We start from the raw sequence: 24087 nt of genomic DNA, 5'->3' as shown, positions 1-24087 counted from the left end.
GGCTGATTCAGAAGAGATTTTTGTAGTTTTTGAGTATTTATAGTATAATTTTGGTATACTATAAATCTTAAAATAGAAAATAGAAATAGGTGAATATGATGAAAAAAATGATTATCGTGATTTTAGCCTGTTTATTGATTTTTCTTCTTGGCTGCAGAGGAAGGGATATAGATATACCTGACCCTAATGATGAGAAAAATTCAGAACATGTGGAAAAACCAGATGAAATAGCTGAAAAAATAAAATCCATGACTATTGAAGAAAAAATTGGTCAACTTGTTATGATAGGAATTGAAGGAGAAAAGGTTGATGAAAATATAAAGGAAATGATAGAAAACCGACATGCAGGGGGCATTATTTTATTTTCCGGTAATATAAAGAGCGCAGACCAAACCTTAGAGTTACTTAATAATTTAAAGGATTTAAACAGGGGAAATATACCTTTATTCTTAGGGTTAGATGAAGAAGGGGGGAGAGTGACCAGACTTTCCAAAGAGTTTGTCAAAATTCCTTCTATGCAGGAAGTAGGAAATGAAGATGATAAAGATTATTCCTTTAGAATAGGAGAAGCCTTGGGAATGAGAGTTAAAAGTTTAGGTTTTAATATAGATTTTGCTCCTGTAATGGATATAAATTCTAATTATAAGAACCCTGTTATTGGGGACAGATCCTTTGGAGATAATCCCGAAATAGTCATAGAACAAGGAACACAGGTAATGAACGGAATTAAATCCACAGGTGTCATATCCGTAGTGAAACATTTCCCAGGACATGGAGACACAAGAGTTGATTCTCATAAAAAACTTCCCATAGTAGACAAAACTTTTGAAGAAATAGATAATTTTGAGTTGCTTCCTTTCAAGAAATCTATTGAAGAGGGAGTTGACGGGATAATGGTAGCTCATATTTTATTTCCTAAAATTGATGGGGAAAATCCTGCAAGCTTTTCATATACCGTAATAAACGATATATTAAGAGAAAAGCTTAATTATAAGGGAGTTATAATTACCGATGACATGACTATGGGTGCAGTGATGAATAATTATGATATAGGGGAAGCTTCTGTAAAATCTTTGAAAGCGGGAAGCGACATAATACTTGTATGTCATGGATATGAAAATGAACATAAAGTACTTGACACAATAAAAGAAGCAGTAGAATCGGGGGATATTAAAGAAGAAGATATTGATAAAAAATTATATAGAATTTTAAAGCTAAAAGAAAAATATGTTAATGATGAAAGGATAAATGAAGTTAATATAGAAGATATAAACAGAAAAACCAGAGATATCTTATCATATGACAGATAGGATTTTTTCTGAAGAGTAAATTTTAGTGAAAGAATTGGATTGATGAGGTGTGTGAGTATGCCAAAGAGGGTTGTATATTTTAGTGAGTTGAACAATGTTATGAAAGATGAATTACTTAAAAAGGGAAGGAGATATATAAGAGAAAATAAAGGGGATAGGTTCTACTATATACTTCCCAGCGGAAATCTAATTTTTGAATACAGAAAGATGTTTCTTGAAGGAATGCCCGGAGGATTTGATATAAATATAATTACATTTGATGACATTGCAAATAATATGATGAATTTAAAAAATAAAAAATATATTGATTCGGAGATAAAAAAATCCATATTAAATAATATAATGAAGGAATTAAAGAATGAGGGAAAAATCAATTATTATGATGATATTGCCTTTACCAAGGGATTTATAAACGATATTTCGAAAATAATAGGAAAGATTAAACAGTCCTTAATTTCTCCGGAAGATTTTTTAAAGAGATGCCCGGATACTCAATATTATAAGGAAATAGGGCTTATATATCAGGAATATGAACGTTTTTTAAATAAAAAAAATATTGCAGACAGAGAAGAAACTTTTTTTAATTTATTGGAAGACGAAAATAAGGCTAAAGGAATCTTTGAAAATTTAGACTTTATAATAATAGATCAATTTTTTGATTTCAGGCCTCAGGAATTTCAAATACTTAAATTGATGACGGAAGTGAACCTGGACATATATATAAATATGCCGTTTAAAACTGACAGATATTATAACACGGTCGGAAAAACCGTAGAGGATTTGGAAAGCATAGGATTTATCACAGATTTTAAGGATTATAAAGAAAGAAATCATTTTGAAATTATAGGAAATAAGTTATTTGGGGAAGAAAGAGAAATCTTTGTTAAAAACGATAATATAAAACTGATTAAAGCTTCCGACAACTATGCTGAGATAAAAAGAATCGCTTATGAAATCAAAAAAACGGCTGATAAAGGAATAAAATTGAATGACATAGGATTGATATTGTGTTCAAATGAATATTTAAATGTGGTTTTTAAGGTATTTAAAGAGGAAAAAATCAAATTTTCAATTAATGAAGAAAGAAAGCTTTCCGAAATTCCTCTAATAAGGGATATTCTTAATATACTTATTTTAAAGATAAATAAATTTGACAGAAAAAGCATCATCAACAGAATAAAAAGTTATTATTTTAATCTTGCGGAAGAAGGAAGCAAAGGAGAATTTTTGTTAAGAAAATTTAAATTTAAAGATATTGACGATTTGATTTTGGCCATTGAAGAAGAAAAAAATATATTTTCCGATTTTATCAAAAAAGGTAGAGATGATATGAAGGACAACTTCAAGGAGATAGGGATTTTATATGAAGCCATAATTGGGATGAGAAAAGAGGCAGATTCCATTCCTGATCAGGGAAATATAGATGAAATGATATGTTCTGTCATGGAGATAATAGAAAAATATGGATTAGAAGAAAAAATACTTGATATTTATAATGAAACGGGAGATTATGATATATTCTACAGAGATTTTATTTCCTATTCGAAAATGGCAGATATTCTTATGAAAATGAAAGAGAATATCCCCATGGTTTATGAGAACATTTCTTTTGAAAAATTTTTTCGGATATTCAAAAATTATTTAGACGATGAAAACATAGTTGAAACTATTGGAGATAAGGATGGGATAAATATACTTACTCCGCTGACTTTAGAAGGAACTGATTATAATACGGTATTTATGGCCGGCCTTTCCCAAGAAAATTATCCCGATTTAAGAGATGAAAATTTTTTCTTTTCCGAGGAAAATTATTGGAATTTAAAAGATATAGGAATAGATGTTAAAAATTATAATGAGAAAATGGACAAGGAAGGCTTTTTATTTGTACTTGGGATTACAAGATGCAGAGAAAGACTGTATTTAAGCTATTGTGAAAGTTCGGAAGATGAAGGGAGTATTCCATCCATATTTTTGGATGAATTTTTGAATTTATTTAAAGGAGACAAAATAGAAGAAAAAATAAATATAATTTCTGTAGATATGAATTATTTATTTGAACTGCCCTTTGGAGGATGTACGGCTGATGAAGGAAGAATCGGAAAGAATATAAAATGTGAAATTGAAAGGGAGAAAGGTAAATTTAATGAATACAATGGTTTTATCGATAGTAATGAAATCCAAAATGATATTGAGGGATTTCTCAGAAATAAAAAGTATTCCGTTACCTTTTTTGAAACCTATGGAAAATGCCCTTATAGATTTCTGATGGACTATATTTTAAATATTCAGGGAATGGAAAGGGATATAAAAGAATTTACCCCATTGGACAAGGGGAATATTTTTCATCAGGTATTGAAGGAATATTATATTTCCCATAAAAAGGATTTTGAGAAACATGTATCGGGAGAAAAGGCATTTGACATGAACAGTATTCCATCGGAGATAGAAAAAAGAGTTGTAAGTATTTTAAAAAGTAACGGAGTTAAAAATATAAATAAAGTTTGGCAGATCAGAATAAATTCCATTGCTGACTCTATTATTAAATTGATCGATTCGGATTTGAAAAGAATTGTTCAGGGAGGGGAAAAGCTTCTTCCTTATGATTTTGAAGTGGAATTTGGTAAGGATTATGATTTTCCTTTGAATTTAAAAGACAGAATAATCAATATAATGGGGAAAATAGATAGGCTGGATAAATTTTACGGAGATGAAAAGTATGTCATATACGATTATAAGACCAGCTCTTATGGAATTAGAAATATTGATGATATAACGAAAGGCATTTCTTTTCAATTACCCGTTTATATTATGAGTCAGAAAAACAAAAATATTGTGGCGGGAGCTTATATAATTATATCCAATGGAAACGTGAGATTTCAAATAGTTAAGGAAGAGGGGAGAAAATTATTTGGTCCGAAAAGGAGGAGTGGAATTTTAAAACCGGAAGAGTGGACAAGTATTATGAATACGGAAATTGAAAATATGAATAATTATTTAAATAATATGGAGGAAGGGGATTTTTCTATAAATCCAAGGGAATGTGATGATTACTGTCCATACAGGGAAATATGCAGATATTGAGAGAAGGTGAAAAAATGGGCTTGAATGAAGCTCAGAAGAAAGCGGTGGAAACCATAGGCAGAAATGTCTCCGTAAATGCAGGGGCTGGTTCAGGGAAGACCAAAGTTCTTACCGAAAGATATGTTTATATACTTGAGAATGGAGATCTGGAAGAGGGAAAAGAAATAGAATCTATCCTTGCTATTACATTTACCAAAAAAGCAGCCGGAGAGATGAAAGAAAGAATAAGGGGGCTGATTAAAGAGAGATTTTCTCAAGGCGAAAAATGGAGGAGGCTGTACAGAGACTTGGAAAGGGGAAGTATATCTACAATCCATGGTTTATGCTCAAAGATGCTGAGGGAGAATCCGGTAGAAGCTGCCGTTGATCCTTCCTTTGAAATTTTGGACGAAGAGGGACAGGACAGGCTTTTATATGAAACCGTATACGGTTATCTTATAGAAAATGTAGAAAAAGATGATAGGGTATATAGGTTTATCTCAGAATTCAATGTCTATAATATTAATGAAATTGCAGAAATTCTTATAAAAATTTATAATGAAGTTCGAAATGCCGGTATGACTTTTAAGGATTTAAGGGAAATTACTTTGAGGAATATTGACGAAATATCATTGGACAAAAATTTGATTGAGAAGATTAAGGATGATTTTTTGTATCTTATAGAAAAGGGAAGAGCTAATTCCAAATATGCCAAGCTAAAAAATGATGAAGTATGGAATAATTTTAAGTCTTCAAGGGAAAACGAAAATATTGCGGATGCTTTGATATATCTTAAAGAATTTATAGGAAATATGAAGGGTGAAGAGGAAAGGATCGAAAGGCTGAAGGATAATGTGGACAAAGCAGTAATGATAAAAGAAAAGGACAGAAGATGGCTTTATGAAATTGTACTGGATTGTTTAATTGATATAGACAACAGATATTCCGGCAGAAAAAAGGAAGAAGGCGTTCTTGATTATGAAGACCTTCAAATAGAGGCTTTAAACCTCCTTAACAAGGAAACCATACTTAGAAAATATCAAAATAAATATAAATATATTATGGTAGACGAATTTCAGGATGTCAATGAACTTCAGAAAAATATCATATACAAATTAGCTACTGAGAAATCCGATTTGGACAGACAAAATTTATTTATAGTAGGAGACCCCAAACAGTCCATATATGGATTCAGGGGAGCTGACGTTCAGGTATTTTATGATGCAATGGAAGATATAAAAAGAGTATCGGAGATTGAGCCTATTGTATTAAAAGAAAATTACAGAACTGTGAATACGATTTTGAAATTTATAAATGAGATGTTCAAAAATATTATGGGAGATAAATATAATGAACTAAATTTTACCCATATATCTGAAAATCAAGTAGATGTAGAAATTCTTGAATGTGAAGATTTGGAAATCCCGTTGGGAGAGTCGGATTCCTATTATAATAAAGTATATGAAAGCAGAATTATAAGTAAAAGAATAAAGGAATTGGTTAAAAGCGGAAAATATACTTACGGAGACTTTGCCGTACTTTTCAGAAGTACTACAGACGATTACATATATGAAGAAGCCTTGAGAGAATATGGCATACCATACTATAATTTGGGAGGTAAAGGATTCTTCAAACAGAAGGAAATAATTGATCTGATGAACTGTATCAAAGGAATAAGCAATCCTTTTGATAATATTTCTTTAACAGGAGTGCTAAGAAGCCCAATGTTTGGTTTATCTGATGAAAGTATATATTGGCTTTTAAGGCAAGGCAAAAAGTCCATTTTAGATGCCATGAAGGATGGTTTGAATAATATTTCTTTTGACGAAAGGGAAAAGATTAATTATGCTTATAGTACTCTGTCATCTTTTATTAGAAAGAAAAATTTAGTACAACTGAATCTTCTGGTAGAAGATATAGTGAAAAGTACTTATTATGCAGAAGGGTTAAAATTTTTAAGAGGGGGAGAACAAAGAGTAGGAAATATATATAAATTTATTGAAATGTCGAGGAAATTTTATGAAAAAGAAGAAGGAACTTTAGAGGATTTTATAGATTATATTGATTACTTAAAAGAAAGAGGAATGGATGAATCCCAAGCTCAAATTCGATCTCAGGAAGAAAATGAAGTTAAACTGCTTACCATACATAAATCAAAAGGGTTGGAATTTAAGGTGGTAGTCATTCCGCAGCTGGCTAAAAAGTTTATGGAAGATAGTTCAAAAATTTTATTTGATAAAAGATATGGAATAGGGATTAAAGACGAAGAAGTTTCACCTTTTTATGATCATTTGAAAAAGGTGGAGAGAAAAAAAGAAGAAGAGGAAAATAAGAGAATATTATATGTAGCCCTGACGCGGGGAGAAAAAAAGCTCATATTGGGGATGCAGGGGAAAAACGAGGGATTTAAAAGATTTCTTAGTGAATTTCTAAATTTAGTACAATATGATAAATACGGTTCTGTTGAGACAAATGACGAAAATCAGAATGAAGAAGAAGTGATTGAAAAGAAAAGTCTCAACCAGGATAATATTTATATTTCTCCTCAGGATTCGGATAAAAGAGTTTTCAATTATTATTCTGTTTCTCAATATTTAAGCTTCAGGGAATGCAAAAGAAAGTTTTATATGAGTTATTACAGAAAATTACCGCTGAATAACAGAAATTTCAATATTAATTCTGGAAACGGGCACATTATTAGTCCTACGTTAAGGGGAGAAATCGTCCATAAGTTTTGTGAATTATATTCAAAGAATAAGGATATCGACGAATTAATAGGTAATATAGCTGAATATTACGGAGTGGGGATGTCTAAGAATGTTTTTAATGAATTATATCCGTATATAGATAATTATTTAAAATATTATAATGAAGAATATGATAAAATTTATAGAGAAAAGAGATTTTATTATAATATGGAGAATAACTTTATATATGGAATTATCGATAGGATAAATATTATAGGAGGTAAGGGGGAAATATGGGATTTTAAAACGAACAGGACAGAAGATAAAATATCTCTGATTGACAGATATAGGCCTCAGCTTCAATTATATGCCAAGGCCCTTCACGATATTTACAATATAGAAGTAATAAGAGCAAAGCTCTTTTTACTGGAATCGGGAGAATTTGAAGATATAGATGTATCGGAGAATGCTTTAAAAGAAAATATGGGTAAGATAAAGGATTTTATTCATTTTGTTTCTGGAAACGATGAAATAGAAAAATATAGCAGAAATAAAGATTGCTATCAACACTGTAATTTTTATAGAATATGTAACAGGTAAGAAAATATTTTAAATTACCTTATTTAAGGGAATTGTTATATCGACAAAGTTAAATAATTGTTCTATACTATAAATGGGATAATCTATCTATAAAGAGGTGTTTATATGTTAGTAGGAGGGATCTTATTATTAATATTAGGCTTTTATATGATATTTCGGAACAGGTATAGTTTAAAAAGAAGTGATGGAGGAATGCAAGTTCAGAAAAAAGATAAGGTTGAAAAAGACGGGTATTATAAATATACGGTGTTCATAGGTATTTTTGCTATTGTATTAGGGATATTCAGTATATTAAGCTATATTATTTATTAAAGGGTGTTAATTATATGAAAAAAACTTTGATTCTAATTTTTTTAATACTTACTGTAATAAATTCCTGCGGCTATTCTCAAGGTTACGAAAAAACCATTTTTATAGTTGTAGACCAGATGCCTATGGAAGCGGGAGAAAAAATAATGGGAGAAAATTATGCGGGAGGTCTTATAAATACCAAAACTGTAACTCCATATAATCCTGTAAGTTTTTCTTTGAGCGTAGCAACAGGAAGAAAAGTGGGAATAGATGAAAGTAATTTTAAAGGATTGCATAAAAATAGGGATGGAAGCATTAAAGTAATGGGTTATGATAGGATAGTAAAGTCGTTAAATGATAAGTATTCAAATTTTGTTTCGGAAGTTGATTTTTTTGGAGAAAAATTGAAAAATCAAGGGATAGGTTATATTGGCAATGGTCCTTCATCATTAATTGCTTGTGATAAAAAAGGAAATATTGGATCTGGGGAAACATATATAAATTATGATTTAGATTGGCTTGTAGATAAAACGAATAATATATTAAAAAAAGAAAATATTTTAATAATGGATTATGACATATATGAGGAAAATGACGGAATTGAAATATTGAAGTCGTATTTAAATGAATATAAGGATTTAAATGTAATATTGGTTTCAAGAAATGTAGCGGATAATATGAAAGGGATGTTAAACAAGTGGCTCTCTTTAATAATATATAAATCTGAAGGCGGAGAAAATGGCATATTGACAAGTTTATCAACGAAAAGAGAAGGAATAGTCACTCTGTTGGATATTTTCCCTCATGTGTTGTCCATTTACGGATTAGAAAGTAAGACTGCTATAGGAAAGAGTTTTAATATATCTCCTGTTGAAAAACAGCCTATGGCTGCTGTAAAAAAGGTATTTGATAATACAATGGGGCAACTATGGAGTACTTATTTTTTCCATGGGATTATATATTATACATTTTGCTATTTTGCTTATTTTATAGTAAAGAGGAGATATGATAAATATAAGAATGCTGCCCTTTATTTTGATTTTATTGCGGTAATTATTTTTGTTTCATTTCTCTTAGGTTTTTTTAATATGCAAGGATATCCGATTGTATATATCCTTTTAGTACTGATGATTAGTTATCCCATATCATATTTTTTCAGGCAAAGAAAAATGAACACGGCATTCTTTTTTTCTACGGTTACATATTTATTTATGGTGCTGGGTATAATTTTCTTTCCTGAGGTTATATATAATTCCTTTGTAGGATTTAACAATATAGTTTTCGGCTTTAGATACTATGGATTTAATAATGGTGCAATGGGAGTGCTTTTAGCTTGTTCTATCATCAGTTATTTCTCGGTAAAGAATATGATTAAAGATAAGCTTTATAAGAATATACTTCTGATTTTATATTTTTCTTTAAACATAATTGCTTTATCTTCAAGAGTTGGTGCCAATACCGGAGGCTTTTTAGCCAGCATAATTTTGTTTTTAATAATGATATATGAAGAGATATTTGAAAGAAACCTTACATGGAAGAGTATCTTAGGGTTATTTATTGTAGGATTTTTGATTATGTTTATTAATGTATATTTGGATTTACACAGTTTCGACAGAAGTCACGCAGGAGATTTATTATATAGAATAGAGTTTTTGGGCAGTAAAGAACTTTGGGATATGGTTAAATTGAAATTGAAGGAATTGATTTGGTTTACCATTACTCCTCCTTGGTGTATAGTGGCAGTAAGTCAAGTATTATCTGTAAGGAGCTTGTTTAAGGATAATATTCAAATAAACCGTATTAAGGATATAAGGCCCGATGTATATAAGGAATATTTAATATTTATGGTAATCGGAGCTATATCACTTCTTATAAATGATACGGGAATTATTTCATCTATATTTATGGTGGGTTATTTTTTAATATCCCTAATGGATGCAGATATAAGATCTTATGATTTATAACATATTTTACGTTAATAACGGGAGGTGTTAACATGGAAAAAGTTAAAATGTCTGAATTTTTAACAGATAAGAAGACTAAGTTAGAAGAATTGTTGGATATGCTTTTGAAGGATTACAAATATGTATCTATTCTTGGGACAGATGTAAAGGGAAAGACATATTCCGTAAAGAAAACAGGGGTAGATATAGGGGATTCCATGTGGACAGAAAGAGGATTTGTAATAAGGGTATTTAATGGAATCAACTATTCCGAATACTCGTTTAATGAATTGCCGGAAGATTTATCGCCAATAGTTGAGAAAATAAGGGGAATTTCTAAGGAAGATTTGAATAAGCTGAAATCTTCTTCTTTGGAGTTTATGGAGTATCCCTTAATACAGGAAGAAAATGCGGAAAAGAGTTTTTTGGGAGAAGTTGAAATTTTACCGGAAAAAATGAGTTCAAGAGAAAAAGTGGAAAGACTGCAGAGAATAAAGGATGAAGGGTTTAAATATTCTGATGAATTGGTGGACTGCAGGGTCAGCTATGAAGAAGTTCATGTTTCAAAAATATTTTTATCCCGCAATAAAAAGCTGGTTCAGTCTTATATATGGACTAACGGACAACTTGTAGCCATTGTAAGAAGAAATGGAAATACTAAATTTGACTACAAAGGATATTCAGGACTTAAAGGAGTGGAAATCCTTAACGAAATGAATGAAGGGGTCAAAAGTTTGATTGATGAAACAATTGAGCTTTTAAATAGCGACAAGGTACGTCCCGGAGAGTATGATGTAATATGTACTCCTGAGATTTCGGGGTTGATAGCTCATGAAGCTTTTGGTCACGGGGTTGAAATGGACATGTTTGTAAAGAACAGGGCTAAGGCTGTGGAATATCTCAAAAAACCAGTAGCCTCCGAATTAGTTACTATGCACGACGGAGCGGCAAGTGCGGTAGAGGTTTCATCTTATTTATTTGATGACGAAGGAGTAATAGGAAGCGATACAACAATAATCGACAAGGGAATATTAAAGACGGGGATATCCGATTTGCTTTCAGCATTGAAATTGGGCACTAAGCCTACGGGAAACGGCAAAAGAGAGTCCTTTGAGAGAAAAGCATATGCCCGAATGACTAATACGTTTTTTGAGAAGGGAAGTTCTAAACTTGAGGATATGGTATCATCTATTGATTATGGATATCTTATAGATGTGGGAATGAGCGGCATGGAAGATCCTAAAAATTGGGGTATACAATGTATGGTTCTTATCGGAAGAGAAATAAGGAATGGGAAATTTACGGGAAAGATTGTTTCTCCAATAGTGCTTACAGGATATGTACCCGATTTGCTTCAGTCCATTTCAATGGTGTCCGATAAGGTGGAACTTTCCGGAACAGGAATGTGCGGCAAAGGATATAGGGAATTTGTTAAAGTTTCTGACGGAGGTCCATATATTAAAGCAAAAGTGAGGTTAGGATAATGATAGATAATATAAAGAGGATATTAGAAGGTTCAAAAGAAATAAATGAATGGAAGATCGTCGAAAATAAAATTTCTTCCAAGGAAGTATTTTTTATAAAGGACAAAATTCAAATGAACAGAGGGAAAGATGTACTTCATTATAAAGTGACTCTATATAGGGATTTTGAAGAAGATAACAAAAAATACAGGGGTTCTTCCATAATCAATATCCATCCTACAATGAGCATGGAAGAAATAAAAAGCTGTATAGATGATGCTTCTTTTTCCGCAGGTTTTGTTAAAAATGAATATTATCCCATACCAGAAGGAAATGCGGAGAAATTTTCAAAAACAAAAAGTAATTTCTGTGAGGGGAATATTTCGGATTGGATAGAAAAATTGTCTTATTCATTATATAAGGAAAATATATATGAAAAAGGTTTTATAAATTCTTCGGAATTATTTTTAGACAGGATATGTACGAGAATTTTAAATTCTAAAGGTCTTGATGTTTCATTCAGCCAATATAAAGGTATGGTTCAAGTGGTAACAAGCTGGGAAGGGGATAAGGGTGAAATAGAGTTATACAATAGTATCAGATTCGCGGATTATGATGATAAAATGATTAGAGAGGAAATCAGAAAACAGTTGCTTTTATCTGAAGACAGAGCAAAAGCTTTACCTACACCCAGTTTAAATAAAGAAAATATTTTACTTACAGGAAAATCGGTTAAAGAATTTTTGGGATATTATTATTCGAAATCAAATGCCAAGGGAGTATACGATGGTATATCAACATTTAAAAAGGGAAGTAAAGTTCAAGGCAATGAAGTAAAGGGAGATTTAATTAATATGTCATTGAATCCGTTTATGGAAAATTCTACAGAAAGTACTCCCTACGATGAAGATGGATTTAAGTTAGAGAAGATTGATATAATAAAAGACGGAGTGCTTTTAAGATATTGGGGAGATGTCAGACACTCTTATTATCTTAATGCCGAACCTACAGGTAATATCGGGAATGTATTCTTTGCCGGCGGAAGTAAATCTGTTGATGAAATGAAAAAAGAGCCCTATTTGGAGCTTATAAGTTTTTCTGATTTCCAAATGGACGGATTGACAGGAGATTTTGGGGGAGAAATAAGACTCGGATTTTATTTTGATGGGGAAAATACTGTTCCTGTAACGGGAGGCTCAATTTCCGGTAATATTATAGAGGTCGAAAAGAATTTAACTTTGTCTAAAGAAATAGAAAAGGAAAACAATTTTTCGGGACCTAAGGCCATTCAAATTCATGGCATAAATGTTTTGGGAATAAAATAGGATATTAGGAAGGCAGCTTCTGATTATACGAAAAAGAAGCTGTTTTCTTTTTCATTTTCAATGTTGAAAAAAACTTTGACTAATTATATAATATTCGTGTGGCTAAATATTAAAGTGTCTTATTGAATTCAGGGAAGAGGTGATTGCTAGATTGATAAAAAAGTTTATTTCTTATTATAAGCCTCATAGAAAGCTATTCTTTATAGATATGTTATGTGCCTTTATTATTTCTGCATTGGACTTGGTTTTCCCCATAGTTTCAAGAAACTTTATCAACGATATTATTCCTAACGGGAAGATGCATTTGCTATACAAATGGTCAATTGTATTGTTCCTTTTATATATTTTAAGATATATATGCAATTATGTGGTTACTTACTGGGGACATGTTGTAGGTGTAAGAATAGAGTATGATATGAGAAGGGATTTATTTGCTCATTTGCAAACTTTATCTTTTAGCTATTTTGATAATAATAAAACGGGACATATTATGTCAAGAATGATAAATGATTTGAGAGAGATTTCCGAATTGGCTCATCACGGTCCGGAAGATATATTTATTTCTTTTATAATGATAGTAGGATCTTTTATTATCTTATTTGGAATTGAGTGGAGGCTGACTTTAGTCATATTTGCCTTTGTTCCGTTTATGATATTGTTTGCGATAAAGAAAAGAGTAAAATTAGAAAATGCTTTTAAAGATGTAAAAATGACTATTGCCAATGTAAATTCTCAGCTGGAAAACAGCATTTCCGGAATCAGAGTTGCTAAATCTTTTACCAACGAACAGTATGAAATGGAAAAGTTTAACGGAGGCAACAAAAAGTTTAAGATTTCAAGAGAATCTGCATTTAAATATATGGCAGATTTTTCATCAGGGATTATATTTGTTTCGAATATTTTAAATCTTGTGGCCCTAAGTTTAGGCGGAATATTTGTGTACAAAGGAATTATCAATATCGGAGATTTAGTGGCATATATTTTATTTATAGGATTTTTTCTTCAGCCTATACGTAGGCTTACTGAATTTACTCAGCAATACGAAGATGGAATGACAGGGTTTAAAAGATTTATGGAAATAATGGATATAAAACCGGATATAGTAGATAGAGAGGGAGCTGTTGATTTAAAAAATGTAAAGGGAAAAATTAGATTCAATAACGTATCTTTTAGTTATACAAACGGAGAAAATACCGTTCTTTCCAATATAAATCTGACAATAGAACCGGGGGAAACAATAGCTATTGTAGGACCTTCCGGGGCAGGAAAAACAACTTTATGTCATCTTATACCCAGGTTTTATGAAACCAATAGCGGAGAAATAACAATAGATGATATAGATATAAAGAATATAAAACTTAAATCTTTAAGACAAAATATAGGACTTGTTCAGCAAGATGTATTTCTTTTCACAGGAACTATAAAAGATAATATACTTTATGGAAATCCTCAAGCAACGGAAGAGGAAATAATTGAAGCTGCCCGAAATGCAAGTATTCATGATTATATTATGAGTTTACCAGAAGACTATGATACCTACATAGGAGAGAAGGGCATTAAATTGTCCGGTGGTCAAAAACAAAGAATATCCATAGCCAGAGTATTCCTAAAAAATCCGCCTATATTGATATTGGATGAGGCTACTTCCTCTTTAGACAATGCAACAGAAATTGCAATACAAGAATCTCTGAAAAAATTGTCTTATGGGAGAACAACCTTAATAATAGCTCATAGGCTTTCCACTATAAAAAATGCAGATGAAATTGTAGTTTTAACTAATCAGGGAATTATTGAGAGGGGCAGACATCAGGAGCTTTTGGATAGAGGAGGAGTATACTCCGAATTGTATAAATCTCAATTCAAAGACTTAATGACCGAATAGTACAAGTTCCAAAAAAACTTATTTCCACATATAATGTTAATGAATTATGTGGAAGGGGGGGTTTTATGGATAATCTATTATATCCGGAACTTTACTATAGGATATATCCCAAAGTAATTGATGTTATCAACAAAAACTTATCTATAATTTCAGCGGATACAGAGTTGACAGATGAGCAATTGAATAATATGGTAGAAGAAGTATATAGAGAAATGATACAGGAATGTCCTGAAATGCAGGAAGATCCAGGTGAACGAAAAATAAGATCTTCAAGATATAGAATTCAGAGACCTTATTATGGAAGAGGAAGATTAGCAAGAGACATTATTTCAATAATACTTATTTCGGAATTGCTCAGAAGAAGGTATATATATGGATAGTAATAAATAGGCAGCAGGGCGTTTTCCCTTTGCTGCCTATTTATTATTTTTTGTCTTTTATTTATATTTAATTTTGATTTAATTGTAATAAATAAGTGTAAATATAATAGGGATGGTATAAAATATATAGGGATGATTTTATCTAAATTGAGATTATTTGTTGACTAATTCCTACTAAAATAGTATGATATAGATGTTAAAAGGTGATATAATATATATAAGGAGATGAGAAAATAGTGGAAAAACTATTGAATATAAAAGATCTTCATGTAGAAGTTGATGGCAAGGAAATACTTAAAGGGATTAATTTAGATATTAATAAAGGGGAAGTTCATGTAATAATGGGACCTAACGGTGGAGGAAAATCCACTCTTGCCAATACTTTAATGAACCATCCTAAATATAAAATTTCTAAAGGAGATATTTATTTTGAAGGAGAAAGGATAAATGATTTAAAGACAGACGAAAGGGCAAAAAGAGGAATGTTCTTGTCATTTCAATATCCCGAGGAAGTAGCCGGCGTTACTGTAGAGAGTTTTTTAAGAACTGCAAAAATGGCCTTAACGGGAGAACCTTTAAAAATACTGACCTTTAGAAAAAGGCTGGAGGAAAGCATGAGACTTTTGGATATTGATAAATCTTATGCTAGGAGATATTTAAACGTAGGATTTTCCGGAGGGGAAAAGAAGAAAAATGAGATTCTTCAAATGGCTATACTTGAACCGAAGCTTTCCATCCTTGATGAGACAGATTCTGGTCTTGATGTAGATGCGGTAAAGGTAGTATCGGAGGGAGTTAAACTTTTAGCCGATGGGGAAAAATCCATAATTATAATAACTCATCATAATAAAATACTGCAATATCTTCATCCGGATTACGTACATGTTTTGATAGACGGAAAGATAATTAAAACAGGAGATATGAGTATTGCAAAGGATATCGAAAATAACGGATATGAAAAATATAAAGAAGAAGTTTATCAACTTTGAGGTGGTGTTTGTATAGATGGAGACTAAAAAGAAAACATATGTGGATGATATAGACAGAGGTATTTATGATATAAAAAATAAGGTTAGGTACAGTTACAAGGTAGAGAACGGGTTGACGGAAAAAATTGTGCGGGAGATTTCAAAAGAAAAGAATGAACCTAAATGGATGACAGATTTTAGACTTAAATCTCTTGAGATATATAACAATATGGAATTGCCTCCTTGGGGACCGGATTTAAGTGACCTTGATATGGATAATATAGTTACTTATATAAGGCCTGATACGGATATGAAAAGCAGTTGGGATCAGGTGCCGAAAGATATAAAACGTACTTTTGATTTACTTGGAATACCTGAAGCGGAAAAGGAGTCTCTTGCCGGAGTGGGAGCTCAATACGATTCTGAAGTGGTGTACCATAATATAAAAGAAGAGCTGGTAAAACAAGGAGTAATATATACTGATATGGAAACTGCAGTCAGAGATTATGAAGATATAGTCAAGGCACATTTCATGAAATGTGTTCCGCCGACTGATCATAAATTTGTCGCTCTTCACGGGGCAGTATGGTCGGGAGGTTCTTTCGTATATGTTCCAGAAGGAGTACAGGTTGATATTCCTCTTCAATCTTATTTCAGGATGAATGCACCGGGAATAGGACAGTTTGAACATACTCTGATAATAGTGGAGAAAGGTGCACGGGTTCATTTTATAGAAGGATGTTCCGCACCTAAATATAATGTAAATAATCTTCACGCCGGCTGTGTGGAGCTGTTCATAGGAGAGGGAGCTACTTTAAGGTACAGTACCATAGAAAATTGGTCTAAGAATATGTATAATTTAAATACTAAGCGTGCTTTAGTTGAGAAAAACGGAACTATAGAATGGGTTACCGGTTCTTTTGGTTCGAAAGTATCTATGCTTTATCCAATGAGTGTATTAAAAGGAGAAGGAGCAAAATGTGAGTTTACAGGAATTACTTTTGCCGGAAAGGGTCAGTACCTTGATACAGGATGTAAAGTCGTTCATGCGGCTCCTCATACTTATTCCAATGTTAACTCCAAATCTATTTCCAAGAGTGGAGGAGTAGCCATATATAGAGATGTAATTAAGATAAATAAGGAGGCCCATCATTCCAAATCCACGGTGTCTTGTGAGTCCTTGATGCTGGATAATATATCAAGATCCGATACCATACCTGTTATGGATATATTAAATGATGAGGTGGATTTAGGTCATGAGGCAAAGATAGGAAGAATAAGCGATGAATCGATTTTTTACCTTATGAGCAGGGGATTAAGCGAGGAAGAAGCAAGAGCGATGATAGTAAGAGGATTCGTGGAGCCGATTTCAAAAGAACTTCCGCTGGAATATGCGGTTGAGATGAATAATCTGATTAAGCTGGAATTAGAAGGAACAATAGGATAGGAGGATGAACTCATGGCTGAATATATAAATGCTGTAAATAGACTTCCGTCTATAACATGGAGATGGGTGAAGGTCAATGAATTATATTTGGATAATTTAATCATTCCCGAAATAAAGGAATATGAATATCCTTATTTGAAATCAACTTCCCATGGAAATATAGAGATAAAAACCGAAATAAAGAATATGGAATCTTTCTGTCCTTTGAAAGATGAAGGAAAGGATTACGGAGTATCTGAGGATTTGGTTAATTTTGCAAAGAAACATTATAACAGTTCTCTTTTAATTCATGCGCCTAAAGGAGAAGTGCTGAAAGATCCTATTAAAATTTACCATATGATGGATAATAAAAATCCTAATTTGATTGATAATAATATAATAATCGGAGAAGAAGACAGTGAGATAACGGTAATCATGGAGTATAACACAGAAAAGAACGTTAGAGCTTTCCATAATGGTATCACAAGAATTTATGCTAAGGATGGAGCTAAAATCAATATAATAAAGGTTCAAAATATGAATGAAGAGTCCAACCATTTTGATTCTAATATGTCGATCATAGGATATAACGGAGAGGTAAATTATATTTCTGTGGAAATAGGAGGAAAAGCAAGTATTACTAATTATGTAAATAATTTAAACGGTACCGAATCCAAGTCCCAAATAAAATCCATATATTTGGGGCGAGGTGATGAAATAAAAGATATAAATTATTTGATGAACCAGAGAGGAAGAAGAAGCCGAAGCAATATAGAAACAAGAGGAGTTTTAAAGGACAGGGCCAAGAAAACATTTAAAGCTACAATAGATTTTAAAAAGGGAGCTTCGAAATCAAAGGGAGCGGAAGAGGAATATGCTATATTATTGGATCCGACAGTTAAAGCAGATGCTGCGCCTCTGTTACTGTGCCAAGAGGACGATGTCGACGGGGCTCATGCTGCCAGTGCGGGAAGAATAGATGAAAACAAATTGTTTTATATTATGAGTAGAGGATTTAATGAAAAGGATGCAAGAAAACTTATAATAGAGGCTTCTTTCAGACCTATAATTGATGAAATCGTAGAAGATGATTTGAGAGAAAAGATTCTTGATGAAATTCAAAGGAGATTAACCAATGAATAGAATAGATGATGCACAGATAGAAAAAATTAGAAAGGATTTTAAAGTTTTTTCTCAAAAGATAAATGGGAAAAAGATTGTCTATTTGGATAATGCCGCTACCACTCAGAGGCCGGAGAGCGTTATAAAAGCAGTTGAAAATTATTATGATACTTCTAATGCCAATCCTCACAGAGGTGCCCATGCTTTAAGTATAAGAGCGACAAAGGTATATGAAGACGGAAGAGAAAAAGTAAGAAAGTTCATTAATGCTAAAAGTACCAAGGAAATAATCTTTACTAAAAATTCTACTGAAGCCCTTAATTTAATTGCTAATTCCTACGGAATGAATTTTATTAATAAAGATGATGAAATAGTGATACCCATATCGGAACATCACAGTAATTTAATACCATGGCAAAGAGTGGCAAAGACAAAGGGTGCTGTATTGAAGTATATGTATATAGATGACGAAGGCAGACTAACGGATGAGGAAATAAGATCAAAGATTACGGAAAAAACCAAGTTAGTATCTATAGCTCATGTTACAAATACTTTAGGAGTAGTATATCCAATAGAAAAAATCATTGATTATGCGCATAAAAAAGGTGCAATAGTAGTGGTAGATGCTGCTCAAAGTGTTCCTCATATGGCTGAAGATGTACAGAAACTTGATGCGGATTTCATGGTTTTTTCAGGTCATAAAATGTTATCTCCCATGGGCATAGGGGTGTTGTACGGAAAAGAAAATATTTTGGAAAAGATGCCCCCTTTCTTATTGGGAGGAGATATGATAGAATATGTATCGGAGCAGGATGCTACTTTTGCAGAACTTCCCTTTAAATTTGAAGCAGGTACTCAATATGTAGAGGGAGTCGCAGGGCTTTCTGCAGCAATAGATTATATAGAGAATTTAGGCTTTGATTTTATAAGGGAAGTTGAAAATCAGTTGACCGAATATGCCCTGGATGAAATGGGGAAGATTCCATATGTAACTGTATATGGCCCTTTAAATATGAAGGATAGAGCAGGAGTAATCTCATTTAATATTAAGGATGTACATCCTCATGATGTGGCAACTATAGTAGACAGCAATTATGGAGTGGCTTTAAGGTCAGGACATCATTGTGCCCAGCCTTTAATGACCTATTTAAATCTTAATGCTACTTGCAGAATAAGCTTTTATTTCTATAATACAAAGGAAGATGTGGATATATTTATCAGGAGTATCAAAGACGTAAGGAGATGGCTTGGATATGAGTCTTAATGACATATATACGGAACTCATAATAGAGCACAACCAGCATAGTCCCAACAAAAAACATTTAGATCATCCTGACCACGTGGAATTAGGACATAATCCCAGTTGCGGAGATGAGATATCTTTGGAATTGAAGTTTAACGGAGACATAATAGAGGATGCTTCCTTTACAGGTCACGGATGTGCCATATCTCAAGCTTCAACATCTATAATGATAGATACTATAAAGGGTAAAACCAAAGAAGAAGCATCAAAGTTAGCGGATATGTTTATAAAGATGATAAAAAAGGAAATAACAGATGAAAAAGAATTAGAAAAATTGGAAGATGCAATTGCATTTAAAAATATTTCAAATATGCCTGCAAGAGTTAAATGTGCTGTTCTTTCATGGCATACTTTGAAAGAGTCTATTAAATAATCCTTGATACCTTCAAGATATCAAGGATTATTTAATTATTACGTTACTTTTAAGAATTATTTTTAAGTATAATTATAGAATTAAAGTTATAATGTTATAATATGCTTGTTAAAAATACATAAATATTTATTTTGTATTGTCCATGATGTAAAATAATATCTTGTATATGATGATATAGTTTACCTAAGTACAGGGTTAATTATGTTTTTTATATGTTACTCATTTAACATAGGATGATATATAGGAGCTGAATTAATATACATAAATTATATGATTTGATGTATAATTTATGTTTTTGTAATTATTATAGGGATGTTGTATTATAGAGTTAGGTAATAAAAATTTTTAGATGGAATTCCACTATTATTAAACAAAAGTTAATATTAAAATAATTTTTGAGGAGGGAAGGGAGTATCCCGAGAAGATGTTTAAAAATACAAGAAAGATTAAAAAATGGGAATCATGGGGAATCATATGGACTATTATTTTGGGTTTTCTCCTTTATTTTGCTTTTGAATTGTCGGGAAATTGTTGGATAGTCGGAATTATAAGCCCTATTAATAAAAGCCTTTGGGAATATTTAAAAATAAGTTATTGGAGCGTTGTATTATTTTCATTAATTGAATACCACTGTATAAAAAAAGAAACTAATGGATTTTTTATTGGGAAATTTGCTGAGATACTCATATTGGATTTAATTTTCGGATTAGGACATTATATTTTTATCACAGCATTCGGCAGTTCTCAATTATGGGCGGATATAATTTTCTATGGTACAGGGGTATTTCTTGGAGGAATAATTAGCTTAAGTATCATGAAAAAAGATGTATCCGGCAAATTAAATTTTGTGGGACTGTTGGCTATGATTATAATAGGGATACTTTTTATATATTTTACTTTTTATCCGTTACATATTCCTTTGTTTATGGATTCTGTTACATTTTGATCAGATTATCAAAAGATTTCCGCCATTTTATACATTTATTGCAAGTTCTATCAGAGAATCTAAAATCTGTTCAAAAGTCATTCCGATGCCTTTCAGCATATTGGGATATCTGCTGCGGATAGTAAAGCCCGGAATGGTATTGACCTCATTGAAGATAATTTCCTTGTTTGGGGTCAGAAACATATCGACTCTTGCAAGGCCGGAACATCCGAGAGCGCGATAGATGGCAACGGCAGTTTGCTTAATAGCCATGGAGATATCTTTATCAATGGGGGCAGGCATATGAATTTTATATGTTTTACCGGCATATTTTTCGGTATAATCGAAAAAACCTTTGGTTTGTGACAGTTTTATTTCATCTACTTCACCGACGGTCAGATTATTGGTGCCGAGAATAGCACAACCTACTTCAGAGCCTTCAATGGCTTCTTCGATAACTACTTTGTTATCATATTGAAAAGCAGCGGCAATTGCGTTGAGGAGCTCATCCTCACCGAGAATTTTGGTGATACCGAGAGAAGAACCGGCCTTTGCTGGCTTAACAAATAAAGGATAGTTTAGAAATTTTGTTTTGTCTATTATTTCCTCTTCTGATATTTCGTATTGTATTGCTACGGAAGAAGGGGTTTTTACTCCGGCCGATTCAACAATTTTGTGGGCCATATCTTTATCCATGCATAGAGCAGAACTCAAAGTATTACATCCCACAAAAGGAATATAAGCCAGTTCAAGTAATCCCTGTACTGTCCCGTCTTCTCCGTTTTTCCCATGAAGTACCGGAAATACCACATCAATTTTAGTATTTTTTATAGTGTTTCCATGGAATTCAATTATTCCGTGAATATCACGGCTGGGTGAAATAATGGCCGGAACGCAAGGACCGTTGTTTAGCCATGTATCATCTGCGATTTGTTCATAAGGACCATAGTATCTCATCCAATTTCCGTCTCGGGTGATTCCGATCAGGATTATTTCATAATTTTTTGGATTTAAATTGGTGACAACAGAATAGGCGGATTGCAGAGAAATATCATATTCTGAAGAACATCCGCCAAATAAAACTAAAACTTTTTTCTTTTTCATATTATCTTATTCTCCTTTGTTAATAATTTCGATATCTTTCGGTAATGAATAACCTATTTCGCATAGGTTTGTATATAGCTTGGATTCCGCTATAATCTCATTCGTGTTTTTATCAATTTTTTGCTGATATATTGAAACCTGTTCATAAATCTTATCATGTTCTTTATAAAATATTTTGTCTCGATTGGTGATTTCATACTTATAGTCAGTATCCATGTCAGTCAAAATACGGCCGTAGATATATGAATCATCAAAGGATATTAAAATTTGAAATGTGATATTGGTTTCATTTTTTACTTTTAAATCCAGCCAGCCTTCACTTACCGTAGCATCTATACCCTCTGGCTCATCAGGGTCCGGATATGGGAAGGTCATTATTTTGTGAGGATGGCGTTCTATAATTGTGAGAGGGGTATGAAGAAATAGCCAAAACAGCATATTGCTAAGCTGACATAGTCCTCCCCCTGGGACTGTGACAAGATTGTCATTTATAACGCATAGACCGTCCTTATATTTTTCGTATTTTTCAGCGTATCTTACAAGCTGCCAAAATGAAAAAGTTTCTTCGGGCCTGATCAATATTTTATTGACAGTCTCTGCGGCTAAATGAAGGTTGAATACCTTATTTTCCTGATATTTCATATCGAATCCCGTTTTTTCATTTAGAAGGGTGGACTTAGATTCATATATTGAAAAAGGAAGAGGTTCTTCATTTTTTGTTTTTACATAATGATTTTTGTCGAAAAACATTTTGATGTAAAAACAGAACCTTCGCTGTGCCCTTCGGAGGGGTAATAAAAACGGAAATATTTCCGTTATTCTTCTTCTTTTCATCTTGCTGATCTCCTTTGTTAAAATGTTAAAGCTCATTTGTTTGGTATTTTTAATATAACAGAACTAAATAAGCGGTGTTTAAAGAAATACTTATTAATATCTTAAGTTTTTCTTAATTTTTTGTATTTTAATTTAAAAATTTTACCAATTATAGTTTTCATATGTTATTATTTAAATATATTATTAAGTACATTGGAGGTATGGAATATGAATGAAGTTTTAAAACAGCTTAAAGAAAGAAAATCCGTACGTATATTTGAGGAGAAGGATATTCCTGCTACGGTTAAGGATGAAGTGATTGGGGCGGCTTTTGAAGCTCCCACTGCCGGCAATATGATGTTTTACACCATAATTGACGTGACGGATCCAAAGATTAAAGACAGATTATCAATACTTTGCGATAACCAGCCTTTTATCGCTAAAGCACCCCTTATGCTTGTTTTCTTGGCCGATTGTGAAAGATGGTACAAAACATATATTGCAGCCGATGCCTCTCCAAGAAAACCGTCGGCGGGGGATCTTTTCCTTGCTTGCGCAGACGCATTGATTGCTGCTCAAAATACCGTTGTGGCTGCCCATTCGCTAGGTTTGGGTTCCTGCTATATAGGTGATATTCTTGAAAATTGCGAACAGATAAGAGAACTTCTTAAATTGCCGGCTTATACGGTACCCATAGCCTTAGTTGTTTACGGTTATCCTACTGAACAACAGCTCAGCAGGAAAAAACCGCCTCGTTTTGATCGAAGCCACATTCTTCATGAAAATTGTTATAGAGAAATGAAATCGCAAGAACTTCTTGATATGTACAAGAAACAAGGAAGTAATGAAATTATTAAAGACCTCTGCAATCGTAAATATATGTCTGATTTTGCTTTGGAGATGAATCGGTCCGTGGCTGAATATCTGAAGAATTTTTAAAAGACAGGGGTACGTTTCGAGACCAGTGATAAAGTTGTTATTTTTAAAAATTACTCCAGCAAAAATGCGGATTTGTAGATATAAAAAATTAAAAAATCAGACTTTTTCACTGGTCTCGGACGTTTCATTTGTCTTGCATGGAAAGATAGGGGGACGGTTCTTTTTGTTTGATT

Annotated in this window: 18 protein-coding genes; 16 read left to right on the top strand and 2 right to left on the bottom strand. The window is 32.4% G+C overall.

The genetic code is table 11. The features are described from left to right. The first annotated feature begins 98 nt into the window (after positions 1-98). The 15 genes from nagZ (at position 99) to PP176A_RS12150 (ending at position 21079) form a co-directional block, all read left to right on the top strand. Positions 99-1310, top strand: a complete 1212-nt coding sequence (nagZ, locus tag PP176A_RS12220) for a beta-N-acetylhexosaminidase (protein WP_234958929.1) — start codon at positions 99-101, stop codon at positions 1308-1310. A gap of 57 nt (positions 1311-1367) precedes the next feature. Beyond that, positions 1368-4391 (top strand): PD-(D/E)XK nuclease family protein, encoded by a 3024-nt coding sequence (locus PP176A_RS12215; RefSeq protein ID WP_071140767.1) that lies wholly within the window; start codon positions 1368-1370, stop codon positions 4389-4391. Positions 4392-4405: 14 nt separating this feature from the next. After that, a complete protein-coding gene (locus tag PP176A_RS12210) occupies positions 4406-7657 on the top strand; it encodes a UvrD-helicase domain-containing protein (protein WP_159429066.1) in 3252 nt (1083 codons plus the stop codon). A gap of 105 nt (positions 7658-7762) precedes the next feature. Further along, positions 7763-7969 (top strand): hypothetical protein, encoded by a 207-nt coding sequence (locus PP176A_RS12205; RefSeq protein ID WP_071140765.1) that lies wholly within the window; start codon positions 7763-7765, stop codon positions 7967-7969. Between the two features lie 14 nt (positions 7970-7983). Then, on the top strand, positions 7984-9912 hold the full coding sequence (locus PP176A_RS12200) for a hypothetical protein (protein WP_071140764.1): 1929 nt from the start codon (positions 7984-7986) through the stop codon (positions 9910-9912). Positions 9913-9944: 32 nt separating this feature from the next. Beyond that, entirely contained in the window at positions 9945-11375 is a 1431-nt protein-coding gene (locus PP176A_RS12195; RefSeq protein ID WP_071140763.1) for a TldD/PmbA family protein, read from the top strand. Further along, positions 11375-12679: a metallopeptidase TldD-related protein gene (locus tag PP176A_RS12190; RefSeq protein WP_071140762.1), complete on the top strand. Its 1305-nt coding sequence runs from the start codon at positions 11375-11377 to the stop codon at positions 12677-12679. Before PP176A_RS12195 ends, PP176A_RS12190 begins: the two co-directional genes overlap by 1 nt. 151 nt (positions 12680-12830) lie before the next feature. Continuing rightward, entirely contained in the window at positions 12831-14561 is a 1731-nt protein-coding gene (locus PP176A_RS12185; RefSeq protein ID WP_071140761.1) for an ABC transporter ATP-binding protein, read from the top strand. Positions 14562-14626: 65 nt separating this feature from the next. Then, positions 14627-14941, top strand: a complete 315-nt coding sequence (locus tag PP176A_RS12180; protein ID WP_071140760.1) for a hypothetical protein — start codon at positions 14627-14629, stop codon at positions 14939-14941. Positions 14942-15174: 233 nt separating this feature from the next. Then, positions 15175-15930, top strand: a complete 756-nt coding sequence (gene sufC, locus PP176A_RS12175; RefSeq protein WP_071140759.1) for a Fe-S cluster assembly ATPase SufC — start codon at positions 15175-15177, stop codon at positions 15928-15930. Positions 15931-15946: 16 nt separating this feature from the next. Continuing rightward, complete coding sequence (gene sufB, locus PP176A_RS12170) at positions 15947-17356, top strand: Fe-S cluster assembly protein SufB (protein WP_071140758.1); 1410 nt, start codon at positions 15947-15949, stop codon at positions 17354-17356. Positions 17357-17368: 12 nt separating this feature from the next. After that, on the top strand, positions 17369-18478 hold the full coding sequence (gene sufD, locus PP176A_RS12165; protein ID WP_071140757.1) for a Fe-S cluster assembly protein SufD: 1110 nt from the start codon (positions 17369-17371) through the stop codon (positions 18476-18478). Next, on the top strand, positions 18471-19721 hold the full coding sequence (locus PP176A_RS12160; protein ID WP_071140756.1) for a cysteine desulfurase: 1251 nt from the start codon (positions 18471-18473) through the stop codon (positions 19719-19721). The genes sufD and PP176A_RS12160 overlap by 8 nt, the downstream gene beginning before the upstream one ends. Next, a complete protein-coding gene (sufU, locus tag PP176A_RS12155; RefSeq protein ID WP_071140755.1) occupies positions 19711-20133 on the top strand; it encodes a Fe-S cluster assembly sulfur transfer protein SufU in 423 nt (140 codons plus the stop codon). Before PP176A_RS12160 ends, sufU begins: the two co-directional genes overlap by 11 nt. A 424-nt stretch (positions 20134-20557) precedes the next feature. Continuing rightward, on the top strand, positions 20558-21079 hold the full coding sequence (locus PP176A_RS12150; RefSeq protein ID WP_071140754.1) for a DUF6512 family protein: 522 nt from the start codon (positions 20558-20560) through the stop codon (positions 21077-21079). A 27-nt stretch (positions 21080-21106) separates the two neighbouring features. Here PP176A_RS12150 and vanG read toward each other — a convergent pair whose 3' ends face one another. Then, entirely contained in the window at positions 21107-22162 is a 1056-nt protein-coding gene (gene vanG, locus PP176A_RS12145) for a D-alanine--D-serine ligase VanG (protein ID WP_071140753.1), read from the bottom strand. Between the two features lie 6 nt (positions 22163-22168). After that, positions 22169-22996 (bottom strand): glycopeptide resistance accessory protein VanW, encoded by an 828-nt coding sequence (gene vanW / locus PP176A_RS12140; protein ID WP_071140752.1) that lies wholly within the window; start codon positions 22994-22996, stop codon positions 22169-22171. Between the two features lie 207 nt (positions 22997-23203). On the opposite strand from vanW, the gene PP176A_RS12135 reads away from it, so the two are divergent. Further along, positions 23204-23914, top strand: a complete 711-nt coding sequence (locus PP176A_RS12135; RefSeq protein ID WP_071140751.1) for a nitroreductase family protein — start codon at positions 23204-23206, stop codon at positions 23912-23914. Positions 23915-24087 lie beyond the last annotated feature (173 nt).

The sequence above is a fragment of the Sporanaerobacter sp. PP17-6a genome, assembly GCF_900095615.1.
Taxonomy (GTDB): Bacteria; Bacillota; Clostridia; order Tissierellales; family Acidilutibacteraceae; genus Acidilutibacter; species Acidilutibacter cellobiosedens.
The sequence above is the reverse complement of the archived record's forward strand: the minus strand, read 5'-3'. Positions and strand labels throughout refer to the sequence as shown.